We start from the raw sequence: 18991 nt of genomic DNA on the forward strand, positions 1-18991 counted from the left end.
TGGTTGCGGCGCGGGCAACTAGCCTGGCAATGCTGTGATTCGGGGCTACTTCCATGCACTGGAGCCTCAGCTTTCCGTTGTCCAATGCCGAGCGCTTTTCAGAAATTGGTGCAGTAGTTGGTTAACCACTACCAGCCGGAATGCTTGGTGAAGAAGCACTTGATTCAGCAGATTGCCATGGGGATACAGAAACAGCGGCGGGTGTGGGAAGCGGAGGCGGCAATCGGCGATCGCCCTATAGCTGAAGCTAACCCAGAACAAGACTAGGGCAGTGATGCCTTGAATGCGTTAAGCAATTTAGCCAGTGGTGGTGCGATCGCAGGGTAGCGACGCACCTAGGCATTGGTGTCTTGCAGTGACAGAGATGCCTGGGTAATCGTATTTTTTTCGGCATCTAGCTCTCGGGCCAAAAAGAAATTCAAGAAGGTGCGAATCAGCGCCAGCAGACCCAGGCGGCCCAGGGCTTCTAGGGAGGGTGCGACGGTGGTATTGACGATATCAGCTCCCAGCTGAAACTCTAGCGCCAGGGAGAGCCAGAGGCCAAAGTTGAGCCTGATTTTCGCTAGAGATATATCAGGATCGCGGGTTGCCTGCCGACCAGAGGCAACATATCGCCAGCGCTGTTTGGCAGTGAGTTGCACGGTGGTCAGTAGACCGACCAGAATGCAGAGCACCGAAATGCCTTCCAGGATGATCTTTAACGACCCGGCCAAACTATTGATCAGCTGCTCCAACGATTCCATTGTTTGCGCATCCTTTGAGTTAAGGGGAGTTGTGAATGGTGCGCTATGCAGAGCGATGAGGGCACCCTGCTGGCTAGGGCTTGGCTGGGGTGCCAAAGCCAACGGGCTTTGCAGGGCGATCGCCCTGCGCAATCAACCCCATCACTTCATCGGCATAGCGGCCTTTGCGCAGCAGATTGGCCATCAGTCTCATGGGTTTATCGATGTGAGTAAAGAAAGCCTTATACCCAGCACACAGATAGTTAAGGCCCGGTTCACCGTTGGGAGTTTCTGCAAAGCGGTTTTTAGGACAGCCGCCGTTGCAGGCAAAGCGCACCGCGCAGTCGCGGCAGTATTGGGGCAGGGTGTCGAGCTTAGCTTGGCCAAACTGCCGCTGGCGATCGCTGGCAACCATCTCAATCATGGGTGTGTCTTGAATGTTGCCCAGCTTGTAGGCAGGTTCGACAAAATGGTCGCAGCAGTAGAGGTCGCCGTTGTGCTCTAGGGCCAGGGCGTTGCCACAGGTTTTTGAGAAAATGCACACTGAGGGCGGTACCCCCACCCAGTTGGCCAGGGCTGCATCGAAATGCTGAATGAAAATCTTGCCGACATCCCGCCGCACCCATTCGTCGAATACGGTATTAAGAAACTGGCCAAACTGCTCAGGCTTTACTGATCGCTCGGTGACCTGGTTTCCGGCTTGGATCAGCGTTGACCCGTCTTCATTCACCCGCTCGATGATGGGGATAAACTGAATGAATTCGGCCTTTAGCTCATCGCGAAAAAAGCGGTAAACCGTGAGGGGATGGTTGCCATTGGCCGCATTCACCGTGCAGAGAAGGTTGACGTCAACCTGGTGTTTTTGCAGAACCTTGAGACCCTGCATCACCTGGTCAAAGGTGCCCCGTCCGCGCTTGTCTACTCGGTAGGTATCGTGCAGTGGCTGAGGCCCATCTACACTGAGGCCGACGAGGAAATGGTTTTGTTTGAAAAATTTGGCCCAGTCATCATCCAGTTGGGTGCCATTAGTTTGGATAGTATGGCTAACCTGCTGCCCAGGCTTTTTGTGCTTTTCTACGAGTTCAATGGAGCGCTGAAAGAACGCTAGCCCCATCAGCGTAGGTTCGCCCCCTTGCCAAGCGATGGTAACTTCTGGGGTCTGGTGCGCCGCCAAAAGCTGCTGAATGTAGGTCTCTTGCAGGTCGTCGGTCATGCGAAACTTGCTGCCGGGATAAAGCTGCTCTTTCGTTAAAAAGAAGCAGTATTCGCAATCTAAATTGCAAATGGCTCCGGTGGGTTTGGCCAGCAGATGAAAGGACGGGGGCGTAGCTTTGGGCAGAGTGGTCATGGTTAGGGGTTAGTGAAAGGACGGCTAGACGAGCGATAGCGCAGTTCGTGTTGGGGAATGGCGGGGTGAATGCCCTGGGCCTTGAGCGCCTGGTTGAGCCGCAAGCGGTACTCGCGGGAGACGCTAAACTGCTGGCCGGGGGCAGTTCGGCGATGGGCTCGGGTTGCGGATCGTCGGAGTTGGGAGCGGCCTGCTGTTGGGTCAGGGCGTGCTGCTGACTGAGGTATTGCCGCTGTAGGTTTTGGCGCGATCGCACCAGCCGCCGCTCTTCCCAATACAGCAGTGTCCCGATGAGGGCTGCGATCGCCCCTCCCCCCAGCGCTTGTCTGGCCTGCGCCCACTGCGCCTCGGGCTGTCGTTCAGCTATGCTCCGCTCTAACCCGGTTTGAATGCGCCGGGCAAATTCGGCCGCCAGTTCTGCCTCGGTTAGCCCGTAGATTTCGGCATCCAGGGCAGTGATGGTGACCAGGGGGCGACCGGCTTGACCATTGACCATGACTTGCACCGCCATCTGTTGGTTTAGCGTGGTGGGGATGGCCTGAAACGAGTCGAGGGCTAGTCCCTGCTGCAAAAGGAATTGCAATTGTGATTCCAGACGATTTTCGACCCGGTTGCGGCGAATTTGTAGCGCTCCGACGCCACTACAATCGCTATCGGTTTGAGGCAGTGCCGCCGCAATTGAAAAAAGTTCGTAGCCATCGAGCCGCACCGGGGCGTAGGCCAGATCGCCCTCCAACCCAAAGGAGGTCCAGCCCAGGGAGGGAAATGATTCCTGCGCGCCCACGATTCCCGCACCTGGGGTAAGTGCCACCAGTCCCCAGGCTACTAGTCCTAGGAGGATGGACTTAAGCTTGAACCCTTTGATTGTAGATGCGTTGATCATGACGGACGCTACACCAGGTACAGATCGGAATCAGGGAGAAGCTAGATCAGATCCCAGGGCTAGGGTCTATTCACCAGAAAACTGCAGGGCCTCTGGTAGGTCTCGCACCAGATGGCGCTGGAAGGGTTCTTGACTGACAGCTTCGATGTAGGCTGAGCCCAGGAATGGTTCGTAGGTGCGATCGCCCTTGAGGTAGACCTGGGCAAAGGCGATCGCCAAAGTTATGCTGGTGTCGCGGTTGAGCTCTAGCGCCTCTTCAACCCCCTGGTCAAAGTCGCGATAGATGTGAAACACCGACGTCACCAGGCGAGTGAGTTGGGGAGTGTGGGAGGTGTTTTCGTACAGGTAGAGATATTTTTCCTCGGTGGTCAGCCAGCTAAAGGCCTCAACCTGCTGGGGCACTACGCGGGTAACCATGTCAAAAGCCCCGCCCAAAATGATCGTGGGAATTTGGATGCGGCGAATGCCGGACTCCTCAAACAGGTGAGAGACCGGGGCAAAGGCCATGACCGCTTTGATGCGATCGTCGCCCACGCCCTCAACACCGAGCTGCTGAACTACGGCAGGGTCGTCTCGAAGTTCTAGGGCGCGACATTCCAACAACTGGGCCGCATTGAGCAAAATATTGGCCTCGGGAGTGCAGCCTTGGGCGAGGGCGTCGAAATCCACCGTGGCCCCTGCCAGGGCCAGGGCGGTGTAGCCCCCAAAGGAGTGGCCGATGACAGCGACCTGCTGCACATTCAGCTTGCCCTGGTACTGGCTGGCGTTGGTACGCTTCAGTTCATCCAGCAAAAAGCTGATATCCAGGGGCCGATCTAAAAATTCGCGCGGGTTCAGGAGGTCGTGGTCTAGCCCACTGAGCAGCGCTTCTTTTTGGCTGCGGTTGCTGCCAATGTGCTCGGGCAGAGCTACGGCAAACCCGTAGGTGGCAATGCGTTCGAGGTCCAAAAAGCTGGTGCGCGAATCACCCAACCCATGGGAAACTACCACGATGGGAATCTGCCCCGACACCGCCGCCAAATTTTCAGGCAGAAACACGTCCACAGGATAGGCGCGTTGGTTGCGGCTGGGGTCTTGCAGGGTGAGGGTAAGGCGGCGGGTGGCGTAGGGGCCGGGCTGGGTGAGGTCGGGCAGTGCCGCCACATCTACCGGAGCGGCGGCAGCAGCAGCCAGGGATTGTTGAGAGATGGCCCCTACCACGGTCAGGGTTTCGCTGCGTTCGGTCTCCACTTGGCGGACGACGGTCAGGGCCTGGTTGAGGTCAAATCGCAGGTCGTGGGTAGGGAAGTGTTCAATCACATCCAGCAGCGAGATCTCGCCATCTTCGGCGGCGGCGGCAAGCAGGGCGGCCCGAATGGCCTTTTGGCCGTTTAACCGCCCTTCGGTTTGGATTAAATCGCCCGCAAACAGCAGAATCTGTTCGCCAATGGGGCTGTAAAACCACTGGGAAAGGCGCACGATATCCACCGGCTGAGTTGCTGTCAGCGCTTCTCTGAACCCGTCTTTTTGCTCAGGGGTGAGCCGCCGCAGGTAGGGAGCGAGGGCCGCATCGGCCTCCCCGGTTTCAGCAAAGTGGGCCAGAGAGGCGGTGGGCACCGATCGCCCCAGCAGCCGAAAGTCAAAATAGACTGCTTCGGCGGCTAGACCGGGTAGGGGGGTGAGGGCGATCGCACTCAGCGAGAGCAGTCCAGTTAAGCCGTGGTGTAGCCAGGGGTGATGGAGCATGGGGGTGAGGAGAAGTGGGGCGTAGAGAGTAGGGCGGCAGGGCTCGTCTTTGTCGTTGGGATGGCGATAGATTGCGTTGCAGATTGCGCTCACGATTGCGATCGCAACTCCAGTGCAGCCCTTCGAAACCTGAAGCAGCGGCTAGCAGCCTTGCCCGGGAGGAATGGGACTATCTAGGCCGCCGAGTATGGGTCGCTTTCCAGTGCTCGCCCAGCAGGTAGCCGATCGCCCCTGGAATTGCCAGCAGCGTGATCAAAATCGTGGTCGATACACTCAAGCGGCTAGACAGGGTGCGGGCCGGTTCTAGCCCTTCCCAAATGAAGCGCCCGGTGACCACTACGGCATAGAGGCCAACGGTGATGGCGCTGAGGCTAGAGAGAAAGTCTTTGAGGGTGGGGAGGTGGGCCTGGGGGGTTTTGAGGCCCACCAGCCCCCCGGCTATGAACCCTGCCGTGGCCTGAAAGGCCACAAATATCAGCCGCAGATTGGGGCTCAGGGATTCTTTCTCAGCAGCCATGTGCCCCGCTAAAATTCCCCCCAGGCCGATAATCATGCCGGCGATCGCCCCTACCCCCATCCACCAGTAGACGGGACGCGAGATATAGGCGCAGGCCACAATCAGGCTAGAGAGTCCCAGGGCGGTGATCAGTGTCGCCCGGGCCAGGGGCAATTGGGTGATAATGCCCAGGGTGATCGCCACACTGATGACGGTGCCCAGGGCCATCATCAGAGTTTGCTGGGGGCCAGTGGGCTTTGGCAGGTTTTGCATCATGGCGCACTCATACCCGTTGAATGGCGGGGGGTGCCCAGCGGCCATCCAGCACCTCAGCTTTGGGGGCATAGAGGCGCATGGTAATGCCCAAGCTGCCCTGACTGGGGGAGGGCAGCCAGTTAGATTCCTGGTCAGCTCCTGGCGACTCGGCTTGGATGTAGAGGTCGAGGGACCCGTCTGGGTTGTAGTGCAGGTCGTCGCGATCGCCAATGGCAAAACGGTTCAGTGAATTGGCCACCTGGAAGCCCTCGGCGTCGTACATGGTCACTGACCAGAAGGCATCCACCGGGGGCAGTTCCTCCTTCGCAAAATGCAGCCGGTAGCGATTCGCCCCGTCTAGCGGGTTGCCGTCGGCATCGGCCAGACACAGGGGATAGATGGCATCCTCTGGCTGGTTGGCCCCCAGGCCCACCATGGCCACGATCGCTCGCTTCAGGTAGTAGTTGCCGTAGACCCCCATGGTGTCGGTGTTCATCTGCCAGCCGTTGACCACCTTGGCCAGGGTCGGTATTTTGGCCTGCATCAGCTTGAGGCCATCCACAGCCGCTTGCTCCAACCCCGCCTGAATCGCTGGAGAAGCTGTATTAAAGTCAAAGCTTTGACCCGGCACAATGCCCAGACGACCCAGGCGAGCCACTATCGACCAGTCGGTCATGTGGGGTGGGTTGAGCTTCAGTAGTTCTGTCCCGTAGCTAAAGTACTGGGCCGCAGGCATTGTATTCACCTGCATCAAGGGCGGCGTCTTCATATCTACCGTGGGGTCAACGGCCACGGCTGGCTCCCAGGTTTGTCCCCAGGCCGATAGGGGAGTGATGCCATAGCCATCCTGCACCTGGTGCACCGCCGCGTAGTCTTTCGGGCCGTTGGTTTGAGTCCGACCGATGATCCAGATGTAGGCGGTGGGCGACTCGATGGGCTGCACCCCGTTGGGCAGGGTGCCGCTCCAGCCTTTTAGGAATACGCCAAAGTGGGCTTCACTAGTGCCACTGGTGCGTTTGCCGGGTACCGCAAACAGATCAGACCACATATCCATCAGGGGCAGCATGTAGTAGCGATCGCCCGTATCCGGTGCCGACACAATCACCGGCCCCTGGGTCAAATCTAGCCAGGCCGAAGAATAGAGGGTATCGAAATTGGGTCGTACCACTTCCCGAAAATTGGCGGGGGGAAAGGCCCGCAGGTGGTGAAAGGCATTCATCGGCCCCATGGCGGGCTTGGTGTCGGGCGGGTAGTTGGTGGTCACCCGGCGGGTCACATCCATGGAGATCAGCGGGTAGAAGTAGTGGTAGGCCTCGACCCCGATCGCGCAGGCAGCTGATTCACTGAGCGGTTGGTTGTTCATGGGTTGAATTTAGATAAGAGGTTAACTGCCGAGAATGTTGATGGCGCGGGAGACCACCACCAAAATGGTGGCCAGGGAGATCAGGCTCTGGGCCATCAGCATCAGCTTGGCCCAAGTGCTGATGGGGGCCACATCCGTGGGGCTAAAAGCGGTGGCGGTGGTGTAGGCCAGAAACAAATAATCCACAAAGGTGGGTTGCCAGTGGGGCAAGATATCGTCCAAATCGGCCTGGGGAAAGAGCCAGTCGGGCGATCGGCGGCGATCGCTAAGGCGCATCTCTGGCCCGCCGCGATCGCTCTGCCAGTACACCAGCGCAAAAATTAGAATGCCGATCATCCACACCGCCACGCTAGAGGTGAATAACTCCAGACCGTCCAGGTCGCCGGAAGAGTCAAACATCTCAAAAATCAGGTGGCGCAGGCCCACCAGCATTCCCGCTCCCACCAATAGACAGAACAGCAGCGTGATCCACCGCTCCGTTCGGAGTGCCCGACGTTTGCCGCCCGTGAGTGGCACCAGGGCGATCGCCACCAAAATCACCAGGCCGAGCAGGTAGGGCAGCCAAACCGGAAACACCCGGATGCGATCGGGCAGCACCGTCAGCAAGACCAGCACCACTAGAATCGTCAGGGCGACGGGCCAGCGAGATTCAATTGAATGGGTGGGAACAGGACTGGTCATGGTTCAACACTGTCTTTTAGGGAAACCTTTCAGGGAAACGACGCCTAGGGAAACGCCTTCTAGGGAAACAGCAGCGTGAATTGGGCACGCAGCGTCCAGTCAGCGGCACCCTCGGGCCTGATCGCATTCCAATAGGCTTGCAGCGAAGCATTCACGGGTTGGCTGCCGATCTTGAAAACTCGACCTACCCCGCCGCCAATCGGGACAGTCCATTGCTCGCCGTCGGCCTGCCAGTTAGCGGTAATGATGGGTGAGGTGCTGGCGTACCAGCCGCCTGCGAAGTTGTAGTTAAAGAACGGCTGCACCGTCAGCAGGCTGACGTCTTGGCGATCGCTATCCCCGGCAAAAGACCAGAGCTGACTAACCAACGCCCCCGTCACAATCGGGCCTTGGGTCACCAGTGCGACAGCGGCTGGCCCGATTGACCACTTACCCGTGCCCAAGATGGTATCTGTCGCGGTGGGCAACAGAAGGGAGGGGCCAACTCCCCAGGTGAAGTTGCCCGCAGATTGGGGCACAAAAAAGCCGGTGTAGTTGATGTCGCCAAGGCCAAACGCACTATCTAAACCCGCCGCCAATTCGGGCTGATAGGCAATAGGAATAATGGTGCGATTGACCAGCGTTAAATTATCGCTCAGGGGTACGGGAATAACCGGCTGAACATTGAGGATGTTGCTAGTGCGGTTAAACTCACCGACGCCAAAATTTGTATTGTTTTGAAAGGGGACTGAAATCAGGCTGGCGATAGGATTTTGGGATGCTCTCGCCAGGGCAGCCTGATCCGAAGCGGCGCTGTCAGCGGCCTGGGCGATCGCGGTAGTCCGGTCAGCCAGAGAGGTGGCCGTTTCAGGTTCGGTAGAGGCCACCAGCGCAGGTGCTTGAGCAGGGGCAATTTGGCTCAAACTCAAGCAAGCTGAGACGGTACATACGGCTGCGCTCGCCACGGGTAATGCAGTCGCCTCAGCCATTACAGCATCGGCGGCTGCGGAGACTGACCAGGGTAACGCTACTGGGGCAGGCTTCTCCAGTGGGGTGGTCGCGGGCTTGGCTACCGACATTGAGTTCTGTTTAAGCTGCGCGGGTGTGGTTGGCTCGATCCAGCGGGGGAGGGGCGATCGCTCAGGCGATATTTCCGCAGTCCATCCCGAAGTGGTGCTCAGCACCGTTGCGCTGACCGTGGCGATCGCACCACGCTTTATCCACCCGGTAAAAGGGCAGAGATATCTCATCGTCATGGGAGATAGTTTTAGAAAAAAGGGCGAGAATCTCATCACTGTTCTCAACTCAAATGAAGCGGGTTTTGTGCATGTGGTCGAAACGCTCAAATCTGGCTCCGTCACCGTCGTTGAGCACCTTGGTTTGCGGTGTCGTCATGACTTTTCTCCTGTTGTGTCGGTAAATTCTTAGTCCACATACACGACCACATACTGAGTGCCATAGGGTTGGTAGTACGTGGCACCGCACTGGTAGAGGGAGGTGCCCTCAATCACGATGGGGTAGCAGCCGCCGGGCAGCGTCGCGGCATAGATGGTCGATCGCCGAATCACCCGCCGCGTGGTGCGCCGCGCCACCCCCGCCACGCTGACCGGGGTGGCCGGTCTGCCCACCACCGCCACCGCTGGGGAAACGAACGTGCCGCCGCCCACGATCCCATCGAAGACGGCAGTGGCCGCCAATAGCCCACAGGTTGTCAAGGCAATTCGCTGAACTTGGTTCATCGCTAAACTCTCCACAATTAAGAAGTCTGGGATTAAGAAGTCTGGGATTAAGAAAGCCGAGAGAACCCTGGGCAGCATTTCAGCTGACCCTCGGCCATGCCCTACAGCCCTAGCCCGTTGCGCAGGTAGTCGTTAATCACCTGGCGCTGATCGAGGGTTAGCACTGCCCGCAGCATCAGGTTGCGCTCAAAGATCAAATCTTCAACGGCCCGTTCGGCATCCAACACGGTTTCGCGGGCGGCAATCAGATCGGCCTCGGGGGTGGCGGGCTGCAACAGGTCCAGTAGGTCTGCCGCCGCCGCTTCGTAGGTGAGCATGGCCGCTTCAATCTGAGGCTGGTATTCTTCAAAAATCAGCTCGATCTGGGCCGACTGGTCATCAGTCAGATCGTCGATGACCAGTTCGTCGGCGCTGGTGGGCTGCCCGGCGGTACTGGAACTACCAGGGGCCAAATCAGCCGCCGACTGGGCCACAAGCTGTGGCCCAATGACCATGGCCTGGGGCCGCACCAACGACGACGACGCTGACGCTTGCCACGCCACGCACACCGATGCCGCCAGCCAGGGCAACATTTTCATGGCATACAGAGACAATTTTTTCATGGCTAGTTGTCCTCGGTAGATTGGAAGTCTTCTAGTTCGCTGGTGGGCAGTGTTTCTAGGCGCGCGGCCCCCGCCGGAGCAGTAAAGGTAAAGCGGTTATTGGCAATCTGCGGGCTGGTATTCCAGTCGCGCAGGCGAGTCTCGTACTGGGGCGCGCCCGTCAGCCACTTGGTGGTGATCACATACTTCATGGGCAGGGGGCGATCGCCCGTCTGTACCCAGAGTTGCCAGTCCACGTCGTCCTCCCGGAAGGCCAGGTGGTGAACTTCTACCCCGTTGATGTAGCCTGTGCCGAGGTACCGGCTGCTGGTCACCCCCTCCATCAGCACCGCGTAGGTGTCGCTAAACAGCAGGTCGGCCCCCGGAAAGGGAATGCCCGTGTCGGCCTCTACCGCCAGAATGGCCTCGTCCACAGTGCCCGTGAAGGCTTGCTGAACGTAGGCATTGATCCGCCGTCCAAATAGGGTAAGCTGGCTGCCGTCAAACAAAATTTCGACATCAGCCAATGGCCCCTGACGGCGGACATGCAGCCCATTGGGGCGATTCAGCAGCACCGAGGCATAGCTGCTAAATTGCAATTTTTGTCCGGTTCTGGCGATCACCTCAAAGTCAATGTCGGCATTGAAACTGAGGGCTTCGGTCTCCGCCAGATAGTCGGACATAAACTGCAAAACCTCGGTGGCGTTGGGGTCGAGGTCTTGGGCCTGGGCGGGGGTAGGCGCGATCGCCCCCACCCCCAGGCCCATACCGAGGGCCAGGGATACCCCACCGATTTGGTTTAGAAAGTGATTGTTGTTCATAGTTGGTCTCATTAAAGAAAGTCTTTTTGGGGTAGATCCGAGGGTTCTTAAAGAACCCTCGGATCTGGGAGAACCCTTAAAATTGAGATGGCCGGAGTAACGCCAGCCCTACTCGTGGAGAAAAGACCCTTGTACCTAGAGGCTCCGCCCCCGCTTATGGGGGAAAATCGGATGGTGTTTCGATCGCTCGATTGGGCCGCCTTTCAACAAATTCGCCAGCTTTTGGCAGAGCGCACCCATGCGCGCTTCACCTACGACACCGGGGTTTTAGAAATCACCATGCCGCTAGAGGGACATGAGCGTTTGGCGCGGTTAATTGAACTGTTCATTCGCATTTTGGTGGTGGAACTGGGGTTAAAAATGAAGTCGATGGGCTCGACTACCCTGGCGCGGGCAGATCTGCTTAAAAGTGCAGAACCCGATAACGGCTATTACATCCAGAACTACGCTCTGGTGGCCGATCATGAGGTAGATTTGGCGGTTGACCCACCCCCTGATCTGGTGGTGGAAGTGGATATTACCCACACCGACATCCAGAAAAATGCCCTCTATGCCAGCTTGGGAGTACCCGAGTTTTGGCGGTTTAACGGGCGCGAGTGGACAATTTTGCAGCTCGTAGAGGGGCGGTATGAGGAATGCGATTGCTCCCCAACCTTTCCCCTAGTGGCTAAAGCTGATCTCTACGGCTTTTTGCAGACTGCGATCGCCGACGAAGTCACCGCAGAACTCGACTTTCGCCAGTGGGTGCGCGCCCAAACCCAAGCCTAAATGCGTGCCCGCAGTGTGTTCTTTTCGTGGCTTGCCATAGATAGTGGATGTTGTTCATAGACCTTCTCGCTACAGGTTTTTCTCATTCAAGGAAAGTGCTGGGGGCTTTAGATCCCTGGGTTCTCAAAGAACCCAGGGATCTGTTTCTAGGCCAAGGGGGTCACCGCAGGCGGCTCCCAGCGCCCGTCCAGAACTTGGGGCTGGGGGGAGTAGAGACGCAGGGTGAGGTTGAGCGGGCCACTGGAGGGTGAAGGCAGCCAGTTGGCAGCCAGTTCTGGGCCAGGATTGGTGGGCTGGATGCAGAGATCCAGCGAGCCATCGGCGTTGTAGGTCAGGGGGGTGCGATCGCCTTTGGCCGGTCTAGCCCCTCTGGGGCGGCTATGCCAACGACCATCGCCCACCGCATACCGCTCTGTCTCATGGGACACCGGAAACCCGTCGCCGTCGTAGAGGGTGAGCGACCAAAAGGCCTCCACCGGGGGCAGCGCCCCCGCCTCAAAATGCAGGCGATAGGCTTTGTCGCTCACAATGGCTTCCCTCAGGGCATCGGCAACGCTCTGGAGACAGACAGCATCCTCCGGCGGGTTTGCCCCCAGGCCGGTCAGGGCGATGGTCGCCCGCTTTAGATAGGCGTTGCCGTAGACGCCCAGAGGCTCGGGGGGCAGTTGCCAGCCGTTGACCACACGCCCCAGACGGGTGGATTGGGTCTGCATGGCTGCGATCGCATCCCTGGGCACCGCCTGCAAACCCTCGCTCACCACCGGGTCGAGCAGTTCTGGGTCAAAGCGGTGGCCCGGTGCCAACCCCAGCCGCCTCAAACGCGCCAGCTGCGACCAGTCGGTGGGGTGAGGCGGGTGCTGGGCCATCAGCGCCGCCCCGTAGGCCAAAAACTGCTCGATCGGCAGGTGGTTAACCTGGTGCAGCGGTGAGGATTGATCGATGGTGGCGGGGCTCTGGAGTGCCTCGGCCTGGGTAGATGCGCTCGGTTGAACTCCCTGGCCCCACCGAGACAGCGGGGTGACGGTATAACCCGCCTGAATGGCCTGGGCGGCGGCATAGTCATCGGGGCCATAGGTTTGAGTCAGGCCCATCACCCATACCATTGGCGTGGGTGCCTCGATGCGATCGACACCCCCCGGCAGGCTGTCCTGCCAACCGGGGGGCACCACCGCCCAGTGCCCCGCTCCCCTGCCGCTGGTGCGCTGGCCCGGCGCGGCAAACACATCGCTCCACATGTCGAGCATAGGCAGCATATAGTAGCGATCGCCCGTATCCGGTGCCGACACCACCATCGGCTCATCAAACAGCTTGAGCCAGGCGCTGGAGTAGAGCAGGTCAACGTTGGGCCGCCCCCCAGCTCGACCATCGCCGGTTGGCAGGGCGTGCACGTGGGCAAAGGCATTGGCAGGGCCAAGACCAGGGCGCTGACCTGGAGAGCTAGAGGTGGTGACCCGGCGAGTGACATTCATCAGGATCAGGGGGTAGAGGTAGAGGTAGGCCTCCAGGCCAAGGGTGTAGGCCTCGGCCTCGGTCAGGGGCGTAGGGGTCATGGTGGGCCGTCCAGAGAGGTCAGTCTGTAGGGCTCAGGCGATCGGCGGCTTCAAGCCACCGGACCGCTGGGCATTACTGCCGCGCCATCGCCACCCGCAGCCGCTCATCTGGCGAAATCAGGTGGTCGTGGTCATCCTTGCCCACATCGAGCTGCACCCAGTGGATCTTGCCTGTGAACTTGCTGCTGTGGGCGGTGTAGTCGGGGCTAACGGAGGTGCCCGATTCATAGCCGATGTCGGTGGTTTCATCCGCCGAGAAAATCATTGCGTGGGTGGCTTCAACCCGCCCGCTGCCTACGGGTTGACCGTCGTAGTAGAGGGTGACGTTGCCGCCCTTGCCCAGGCCACCGCCATCGTAGGCAAACTCCATCCGCACCTGATGCTTGCCCTGGGGAATGGGGGCTGTCGCCTCGACTGGAAACGCATGGATGCCCAGCACGTTGTAGGTAAACTTGAGCTTGCCGTCTTTGGTGTGGACGCTCCAACCGCCAAACTTGCCCCCTTGGGCGATGATCACCCCGTTAGCAGGTTTGTCCTTCGTTTCAATTTCAGCGGTGATCGAGAACGACTTGTTTTTGATATTGATGACGCTGTTTTCCGACAGGCGACCCATACCCGCAAAGAAGATTTGCGAATCTCCCTTCACCAGGGAGGGGCGGCCAGCGGTGGCGGGGTCGATGCGCTCGGTTTGGCGATCGTCCAGCGGCACCACGTTATACTTCACTGCTTCGATTAAAAATAGGCGTTGCAGTTCGTGCAGCTTCTCCGGCATCTCCTGAGCCAGGTTGTGGAACTGCGTCCAGTCTTTGCTGCCGTCGTACAGTTCCCACACATCGTCGTCAAAGGCGGGCATCTGCTGACCCACCATGATCCATGGGGTGCGGTGCTTGGTGATCGCGCTCCAGCCTTTGTAGTAAATGCCCCGGTTGCCAAACATCTCAAAGTATTGAATCTCGTGACGTTCGGGCGCGGTGCCGTCGGTAAAGCTGTAGGCCATACTGGTGCCTTCGTAGGGGCTTTGCAGCACGCCATTCACCATGGTCGGTTCAGGAATGCCAGCCACTTCTAGCACCGTGGGAGCCACGTCAATCACATGGCTAAACTGGTGCCGGATGCCGCCTTTTTCTTGAATGGCTTTGGGATAGCGAACGATGGTGCCGTTGCGGGTGCCGCCCCAGTGAGAGGCCACCTGCTTCGTCCACTGGTAGGGGGTATCCATCGCCCAGGCCCAGCCCACCGCAAAGTGGTTGTAGGAATCGGGGCCGCCAAAGTCGTCGATCTTCGACAGCAAGAATTCCGGCGTTTCTAGGGACGCCATGCCGTTGAAGTTGGCCATTTCGTTGAACGCGCCCTGGAGGGTGCCTTCGGCGGATGCGCCATTGTCGCCGATAATCACATAGATCAAGGTGTAATCGAGAATTTCCAGATCTTCCAGGGCGTCGATCAGCCGCCCGATCTGGTAGTCGGTATGCTCCATAAACCCGGCGTAGACCTCCATCTCCCGCTCTAGCACCGGCTTCAGACGAGGATCCATGTCGTCCCAGGCGGGAATTTCGGCATGGCGGGGGGTGAGTTGGGCATCGGGGCCAATCACGCCCAGTTCTTTCTGCTTGGCAAAGGTAATTTCCCGCTGGCGATCCCAACCGTGGGCAAACTGGCCTTTGTATTTATCAGCCCATTCCTTGGGCACGTGGTGGGGGGCATGGGTAGCCCCTGGGGCAAAGTACATAAAGAAGGGCTTGTCGGGTAGCAGGGCTTTTTGCTGACTGACCCAGGCGATCGCCTTCTCGGCTAAATCTTCCGTCAGGTGGTAGCCCTCCTCGGGGGTGGCTGGGGGTTCAATTGGCGTTGTGCCTTCATACAGGGCCGGATCCCACTGGTTATTTTCGCCACCGATGAAGCCGTAGAAATACTCAAACCCACCGCCGCCCGTCGGCCAGGCATCAAACGGCCCCATCGGGGAGGTTTGCCACACCGGCACTTCGTGGCACTTGCCAAACTGCGCCGTGGAGTAGCCATTCAGCTTTAGGGTCAAAGCTAGGGGCGCTTTGGTATTCGATCGCACCGAGCTTTGACCCGGCGCGGCAGTGGCGGTTTCGGTGATGTTGCCCATGCCCACGGAGTGGTGGTTGCGACCGGTCAGCAAGGCTTGGCGAGTGGGCGAACAGAGGGCTGTCGTATGGAAGCGGGTGTACTTGAGCCCCTGTCCTGCCAGTTTCTCGAAGGTGGGGGTGTGGCAGGGCCCACCAAAGGCGCTGGATGAGCCAAAACCCGCATCGTCAATCAACACAACCAGCACGTTAGGCGCATCGGCAGGGGGCGCAGGTCGCGAATGGGGGGATATTTGGTGTCGGGGTCTTTGGCATCGTAGGTGGTAATGCCGAAGTGGGTCTGGTCAGGGATGGGCAGAATCTGCCGTTGGACATGGTCGTTAGCAGCCATACTCTCTAAGTCCTTTGTTAATTCAGGTTGTGAAGCATAGTCATGAAAAGGCGATGCATCTTATGGGTTGGTTTTCGTCGGTTAGAGGCGGCGGCGCAAACCCCAACCGACCACCCTGCCGATTAAAAGCGAAACCCAATATCTAGGTAGGGGCCATTCTGATTGACGTTGAGGTCAACCTGGCTAGAGCTGTAGTCGAGAAAGGCGAAGCGATAGCCAGCCCCCAGGGTGGTGTTGCCCGAAAACATCCAGTCGATACCGCCCTGGATGCCGTACTGCGTCAGCCCACTGATGCCAAAGCCAGAGACCGTGCCCGATGCAAGCACGGCTAGTTCAGGGGTGGCATTCCACCGCACTCGTCCGCCGAGCAGCGGCGATATCAGCGTTCGAGTGCTGTTAAACTGGCCATTTCCGCCCAAGTTGGTGCTCAAACCAAGCTGATTGTTGATTTGAACTAGACTCAGACCACCCAACACATCAAATACAAACGGCCCTAGGTCGTACTCTGAGCGGATGCCCTCAGGGTTAGCTCGCGCTGGATCATAAAAGCGATAGCTGGCCGCCAAATCACCTCGCCAGAGTTGGGTATTTAAGGCGGCATTTACTTCGGTGGGCACAAAGGCCGCAGCCCCAGGAATCCGTACATCCCGGTTTAAGGTGCTGCCACTCGATAGGGAAACGTAGTCTATATTGGCTAGAATTCCTGCGTTATAGTTTGGCGTCCAGGCTTCAAACCCGCTAAAAAAAGCAAAGTTTAAGCTGTTTCGCAGCGCTGCTCTAATCTGGCTGGGGCTAAAATCAAAATCTCGGGAAGGATCAACAAAATTTCCGACGAAATTGTTCCTAAAATCCTCGCCTTGAAAGGTCGCTGAACCCGAGATATTGAAGGGAACATAGATGTAGGGCACGACCAAAAAGTGCCACTGCTCTGAGGGTGCTGGTGCTGACGTAGTTTGAGCTGTGTCGAGGGGCTGGGCTGGAGTCGTTTGCAACAAGCTCTCACTGGCTAGAGGTGCCTCGATCGGTTGTAGATCGTGGCTGTTGGTAGACGGCGGCAGCAAGGGGAGATCAGCCTGGGCATTGTCGCTATTTTCAGGACTAGCATTGTCACTGGTGTTGACTGGCGCAACGGCGGTTATGCCTGGGGGCTGGGGCTGCTGGCTCGTGTCCGCTGTGATCGCAGCGGACATCCCCGCTTCAGGTACTACTTCGGAAACATCTTCTAGAACTACCTCTGTCTGCGGTTCCGCAGTCGTTAGCGCAGTGGGTTCATCGGTGGGAGCGGGCGCGTTGGCCCTAGCCTGGGAGGGCAGCAGCAGCGCGATCGCCACAGTAGTCCCCAGGCTGACAAGCTTAATTTTGGAGTTCATGACAGTTCCTTTACGCCCCTAAAACAGTTGGGCATCGCTAATCTGGCCGCTGCGGTTGATGCTGAGATCGAGCTTTTCGCTGCCGCGATCGAGCCCGACTTGAGAGGGAGTGGTAAAGGCAATACCCCAGCCATCGGCCTGGAGATTGGCGATCGCCGTATCGGCATCCGTGCCGATCAGAGTTTGGGGAAACACCGCCACTGGCTCAGGTGGGGCAATGCCCAGGTAGGCGCGCACATAGTCGTTAATGGCCTGGCGCTGATCGAGGGTGAGCACCCCCCGCAACGCCAGATTGCGTTCAAAAATCAGAGCGTCCTTAGTCTGCTGAGCCACAGCCAGATCGTTGTAGCCATTGACCAGTAGCTCATCGCTGGTGCTGGGCACCAGCAGGTTATTCATGTTTTCTAGCGCCGCCATGTAGTTGGCGGTGGCCGCTTCAATTTGAGGCTCATAGGCGTCAAAGATCGCTTCTAGCTGGGCCACCTGCTCATCGGTCAGGTTATCTACGTCCAGATCATCGGCAGTGGCTGGCTGACTGTCACTAGCCTGGACTAGGGTCGTCGGCAGCTGCCCAGAGGGAGCAAGCTCTTCCACTGCTCGGGCCAGGCTGGAGAGGGCCATGACCGCCGCAAGACAGGCCGACATCATCAAACCGGGCAGCACTTTAAACAGAGCCATAATTAAATCCTTTTTTGCTTATCTTTTTTGGCGTGAAAAGCGAACTACGCAGCGGGTCAAACGGCCTGTTGTTCTGGAACGACGATGGGCGATCAAGCCTAGAACCCCGGCGCATCTTGGGGATGCGCCCCCCGAGCCAGCTGTTTTTGGTAGAGGCGGGTGTAGATCTTGCTGGCGATGCCAGACATGATTGCGTAGGCCGCAATGGTAACTAGCACCTCATGGGCCACCGCCGGAAAGTTGAGAGTAACCAGCGCCAGGGACAGCCCGGCATTGCGCGAGGCATTAGCCACTGCAATGGTTTGGCGAGTGACGGGGTCGCTACCGCCCAGGTAGTGACCGCTCAATAGCCCCGCTGCCGCCATCAGCACCACCGCCAAAATGGGCACCGGCCCCGCCTTCAGCACCAGCGATAGCCCCATCGCCGCTACCAGCAGCACCACGCCCACCAGCATGGCACTGCTAATACGGTTCAACGGCTCGTTAAAGTCATCAGCCAGATCGGGCAACCAGTGGGCGATCGCCGCCCCCACCAGCAGCGGCACCCCCTGCATCAGCATCACCTGCTTAAACACCACCGCCAGGGGTGCCGCCGCGTCATTGGGGTACATCGCCGAAATAATGCCAAACCACAGCGGCACCAGCACAATCGACAGCAGCGCCATCGTCGCCTGAAAGCTCCCCGCCAGCTCCACGTCGCCAGGGCCTTTTAGCATCTTGCGATAGATCAGTGGCGCACCGGGTATCACCGCCATCGCCGCAATGCCCGCCCGCACCTCAAAGGTGAGGGGCAACACCCTGGTCACCACCATGGCCGCCACCGGCACCACCACAAACGCCGCCACAAAACAGCGCAGCAGCAGCGAAGGCCGTCGCCATAGACGACCCATGCCCTCAAACCCCAACGCCATGCCCATCGACAGCATCACAGCAAACACCGTGATCTGGGCAAAGCTACTCAGCAACTCTTTTAAGTCCATCGGTTCAACCCTCTCCAAAGCAACGCTGCTACCGAGACAAAATGGGTGTTAAACAACCCAATAGAACTCTTAAATGAAACGCTGCGAAAAAAATTCTCTTCTCAATACTGCGCAACACTTCAGCCAGTCAACTGCTTCATCTACGCAGAATTTCTTAATAATTTCCTCACGCTATCCTCACAGATTTTCGGAGCAATAAAACAACTAAAAAGTTGTCTATGGCCTCCATTGATCATCCTCAACAGTGCAGTCTAAACCTAGGCCAGCTCAGCTCAGCTAGCCCTTTGGCAAGACGTATTTCTATCCTTAAAGCCTTTTCCCAAGAGGGTTTGAGAGCCTTTTACCTATCCCCTATGCTTGAGAGAAACGACTTTGACAACGACCTTCACACCAGAGATGCCCCTCTAGCAATGCGTTATTCAGCCGGTAAATGGAGACCCTTAGTAGAGAACGTCTTGTTCCTTACTATTTAGTGATATCACTTAGATATTTAGATTTCTGGTCATTTTGCGCCAAGACTACTAAGAATAGTTAGACCTCTGATACGCTTGATTTAGAAAGCATCTTTTCCTGGCTATGGCGGCTTTATCTTACTTCCCTATGCCCTGCA

General features: G+C 58.1%; 19 protein-coding genes. 3 read left to right on the forward strand and 16 right to left on the reverse strand.

Annotation, left to right across the window (positions count from 1 at the left end):
* Positions 1 to 117 precede the first annotated feature (117 nt).
* Positions 118 to 267, forward strand: coding sequence for a hypothetical protein (locus VB780_RS07420; protein ID WP_323350498.1), 150 nt, complete (start codon positions 118 to 120; stop codon positions 265 to 267).
* Between the two features lie 68 nt (positions 268 to 335).
* Here VB780_RS07420 and VB780_RS07425 read toward each other — a convergent pair whose 3' ends face one another.
* The 7 genes from VB780_RS07425 to VB780_RS07455 all read right to left on the reverse strand — a co-directional run bounded on the left by VB780_RS07425 (position 336) and on the right by VB780_RS07455 (position 8531).
* The gene (locus tag VB780_RS07425; protein ID WP_323350499.1) at positions 336 to 743 is read right to left on the reverse strand and encodes a DUF1622 domain-containing protein; all 408 of its coding nucleotides are present in this window, start codon (positions 741 to 743) and stop codon (positions 336 to 338) included.
* A gap of 73 nt (positions 744 to 816) precedes the next feature.
* On the reverse strand, positions 817 to 2070 hold the full coding sequence (locus VB780_RS07430) for an anaerobic sulfatase maturase (RefSeq protein ID WP_323350500.1): 1254 nt from the start codon (positions 2068 to 2070) through the stop codon (positions 817 to 819).
* Positions 2071 to 3019: 949 nt separating this feature from the next.
* Positions 3020 to 4771 carry an alpha/beta hydrolase gene (locus tag VB780_RS07435; protein ID WP_323350501.1) on the reverse strand — a complete coding sequence of 584 codons (1752 nt, stop codon included), beginning with the start codon at positions 4769 to 4771 and terminating at the stop codon, positions 3020 to 3022.
* A 76-nt stretch (positions 4772 to 4847) separates the two neighbouring features.
* Entirely contained in the window at positions 4848 to 5447 is a 600-nt protein-coding gene (locus VB780_RS07440; RefSeq protein ID WP_323350502.1) for a hypothetical protein, read from the reverse strand.
* A gap of 10 nt (positions 5448 to 5457) precedes the next feature.
* On the reverse strand, positions 5458 to 6792 hold the full coding sequence (locus VB780_RS07445) for a DUF1254 domain-containing protein (protein WP_323350503.1): 1335 nt from the start codon (positions 6790 to 6792) through the stop codon (positions 5458 to 5460).
* A gap of 21 nt (positions 6793 to 6813) precedes the next feature.
* On the reverse strand, positions 6814 to 7473 hold the full coding sequence (locus tag VB780_RS07450; protein WP_323350504.1) for a hypothetical protein: 660 nt from the start codon (positions 7471 to 7473) through the stop codon (positions 6814 to 6816).
* Positions 7474 to 7532: 59 nt separating this feature from the next.
* On the reverse strand, positions 7533 to 8531 hold the full coding sequence (locus tag VB780_RS07455; protein ID WP_323350505.1) for a hypothetical protein: 999 nt from the start codon (positions 8529 to 8531) through the stop codon (positions 7533 to 7535).
* Here VB780_RS07455 and VB780_RS07460 point away from each other — a divergent pair.
* A complete protein-coding gene (locus tag VB780_RS07460) occupies positions 8518 to 8880 on the forward strand; it encodes a hypothetical protein (protein ID WP_323350506.1) in 363 nt (120 codons plus the stop codon). The two genes, VB780_RS07455 and VB780_RS07460, sit on opposite strands and share 14 nt — an antisense overlap.
* Here the strand turns inward: VB780_RS07460 and VB780_RS07465 are convergent.
* The 3 genes from VB780_RS07465 to VB780_RS07475 form a co-directional block, all read right to left on the reverse strand.
* A complete protein-coding gene (locus tag VB780_RS07465; RefSeq protein ID WP_323350507.1) occupies positions 8877 to 9191 on the reverse strand; it encodes a hypothetical protein in 315 nt (104 codons plus the stop codon). The two genes, VB780_RS07460 and VB780_RS07465, sit on opposite strands and share 4 nt — an antisense overlap.
* A 101-nt stretch (positions 9192 to 9292) precedes the next feature.
* Positions 9293 to 9793 carry a hypothetical protein gene (locus VB780_RS07470; RefSeq protein ID WP_323350508.1) on the reverse strand — a complete coding sequence of 167 codons (501 nt, stop codon included), beginning with the start codon at positions 9791 to 9793 and terminating at the stop codon, positions 9293 to 9295.
* Positions 9794 to 9795: 2 nt separating this feature from the next.
* The gene (locus VB780_RS07475; RefSeq protein WP_323350509.1) at positions 9796 to 10593 is read right to left on the reverse strand and encodes a DUF2092 domain-containing protein; all 798 of its coding nucleotides are present in this window, start codon (positions 10591 to 10593) and stop codon (positions 9796 to 9798) included.
* Positions 10594 to 10722: 129 nt separating this feature from the next.
* On the opposite strand from VB780_RS07475, the gene VB780_RS07480 reads away from it, so the two are divergent.
* A complete protein-coding gene (locus tag VB780_RS07480; protein ID WP_323350510.1) occupies positions 10723 to 11361 on the forward strand; it encodes a Uma2 family endonuclease in 639 nt (212 codons plus the stop codon).
* Between the two features lie 146 nt (positions 11362 to 11507).
* On the opposite strand, the gene VB780_RS07485 is transcribed toward VB780_RS07480, so the two are convergent.
* From VB780_RS07485 to VB780_RS07510, 6 genes are all read right to left on the reverse strand, one after another.
* Positions 11508 to 12911 (reverse strand): DUF1254 domain-containing protein, encoded by a 1404-nt coding sequence (locus VB780_RS07485; RefSeq protein WP_323350511.1) that lies wholly within the window; start codon positions 12909 to 12911, stop codon positions 11508 to 11510.
* Between the two features lie 73 nt (positions 12912 to 12984).
* Positions 12985 to 15201: an arylsulfatase gene (locus VB780_RS07490; RefSeq protein WP_323350512.1), complete on the reverse strand. Its 2217-nt coding sequence runs from the start codon at positions 15199 to 15201 to the stop codon at positions 12985 to 12987.
* A complete protein-coding gene (locus VB780_RS07495; RefSeq protein WP_323350513.1) occupies positions 15195 to 15353 on the reverse strand; it encodes a hypothetical protein in 159 nt (52 codons plus the stop codon). Before VB780_RS07495 ends, VB780_RS07490 begins: the two co-directional genes overlap by 7 nt.
* A 122-nt stretch (positions 15354 to 15475) precedes the next feature.
* Entirely contained in the window at positions 15476 to 16723 is a 1248-nt protein-coding gene (locus VB780_RS07500) for a hypothetical protein (RefSeq protein WP_323350514.1), read from the reverse strand.
* A gap of 18 nt (positions 16724 to 16741) precedes the next feature.
* Complete coding sequence (locus VB780_RS07505; RefSeq protein WP_323350515.1) at positions 16742 to 17401, reverse strand: hypothetical protein; 660 nt, start codon at positions 17399 to 17401, stop codon at positions 16742 to 16744.
* Positions 17402 to 17499: 98 nt separating this feature from the next.
* The gene (locus VB780_RS07510; RefSeq protein ID WP_323350516.1) at positions 17500 to 18381 is read right to left on the reverse strand and encodes a bile acid:sodium symporter family protein; all 882 of its coding nucleotides are present in this window, start codon (positions 18379 to 18381) and stop codon (positions 17500 to 17502) included.
* Positions 18382 to 18991: the final 610 nt, after the last annotated feature.

This window comes from Leptolyngbya sp. CCNP1308 (genome assembly GCF_034932455.1).
In the GTDB taxonomy this organism is placed as follows: domain Bacteria; phylum Cyanobacteriota; class Cyanobacteriia; order Phormidesmidales; family Phormidesmidaceae; genus Nodosilinea.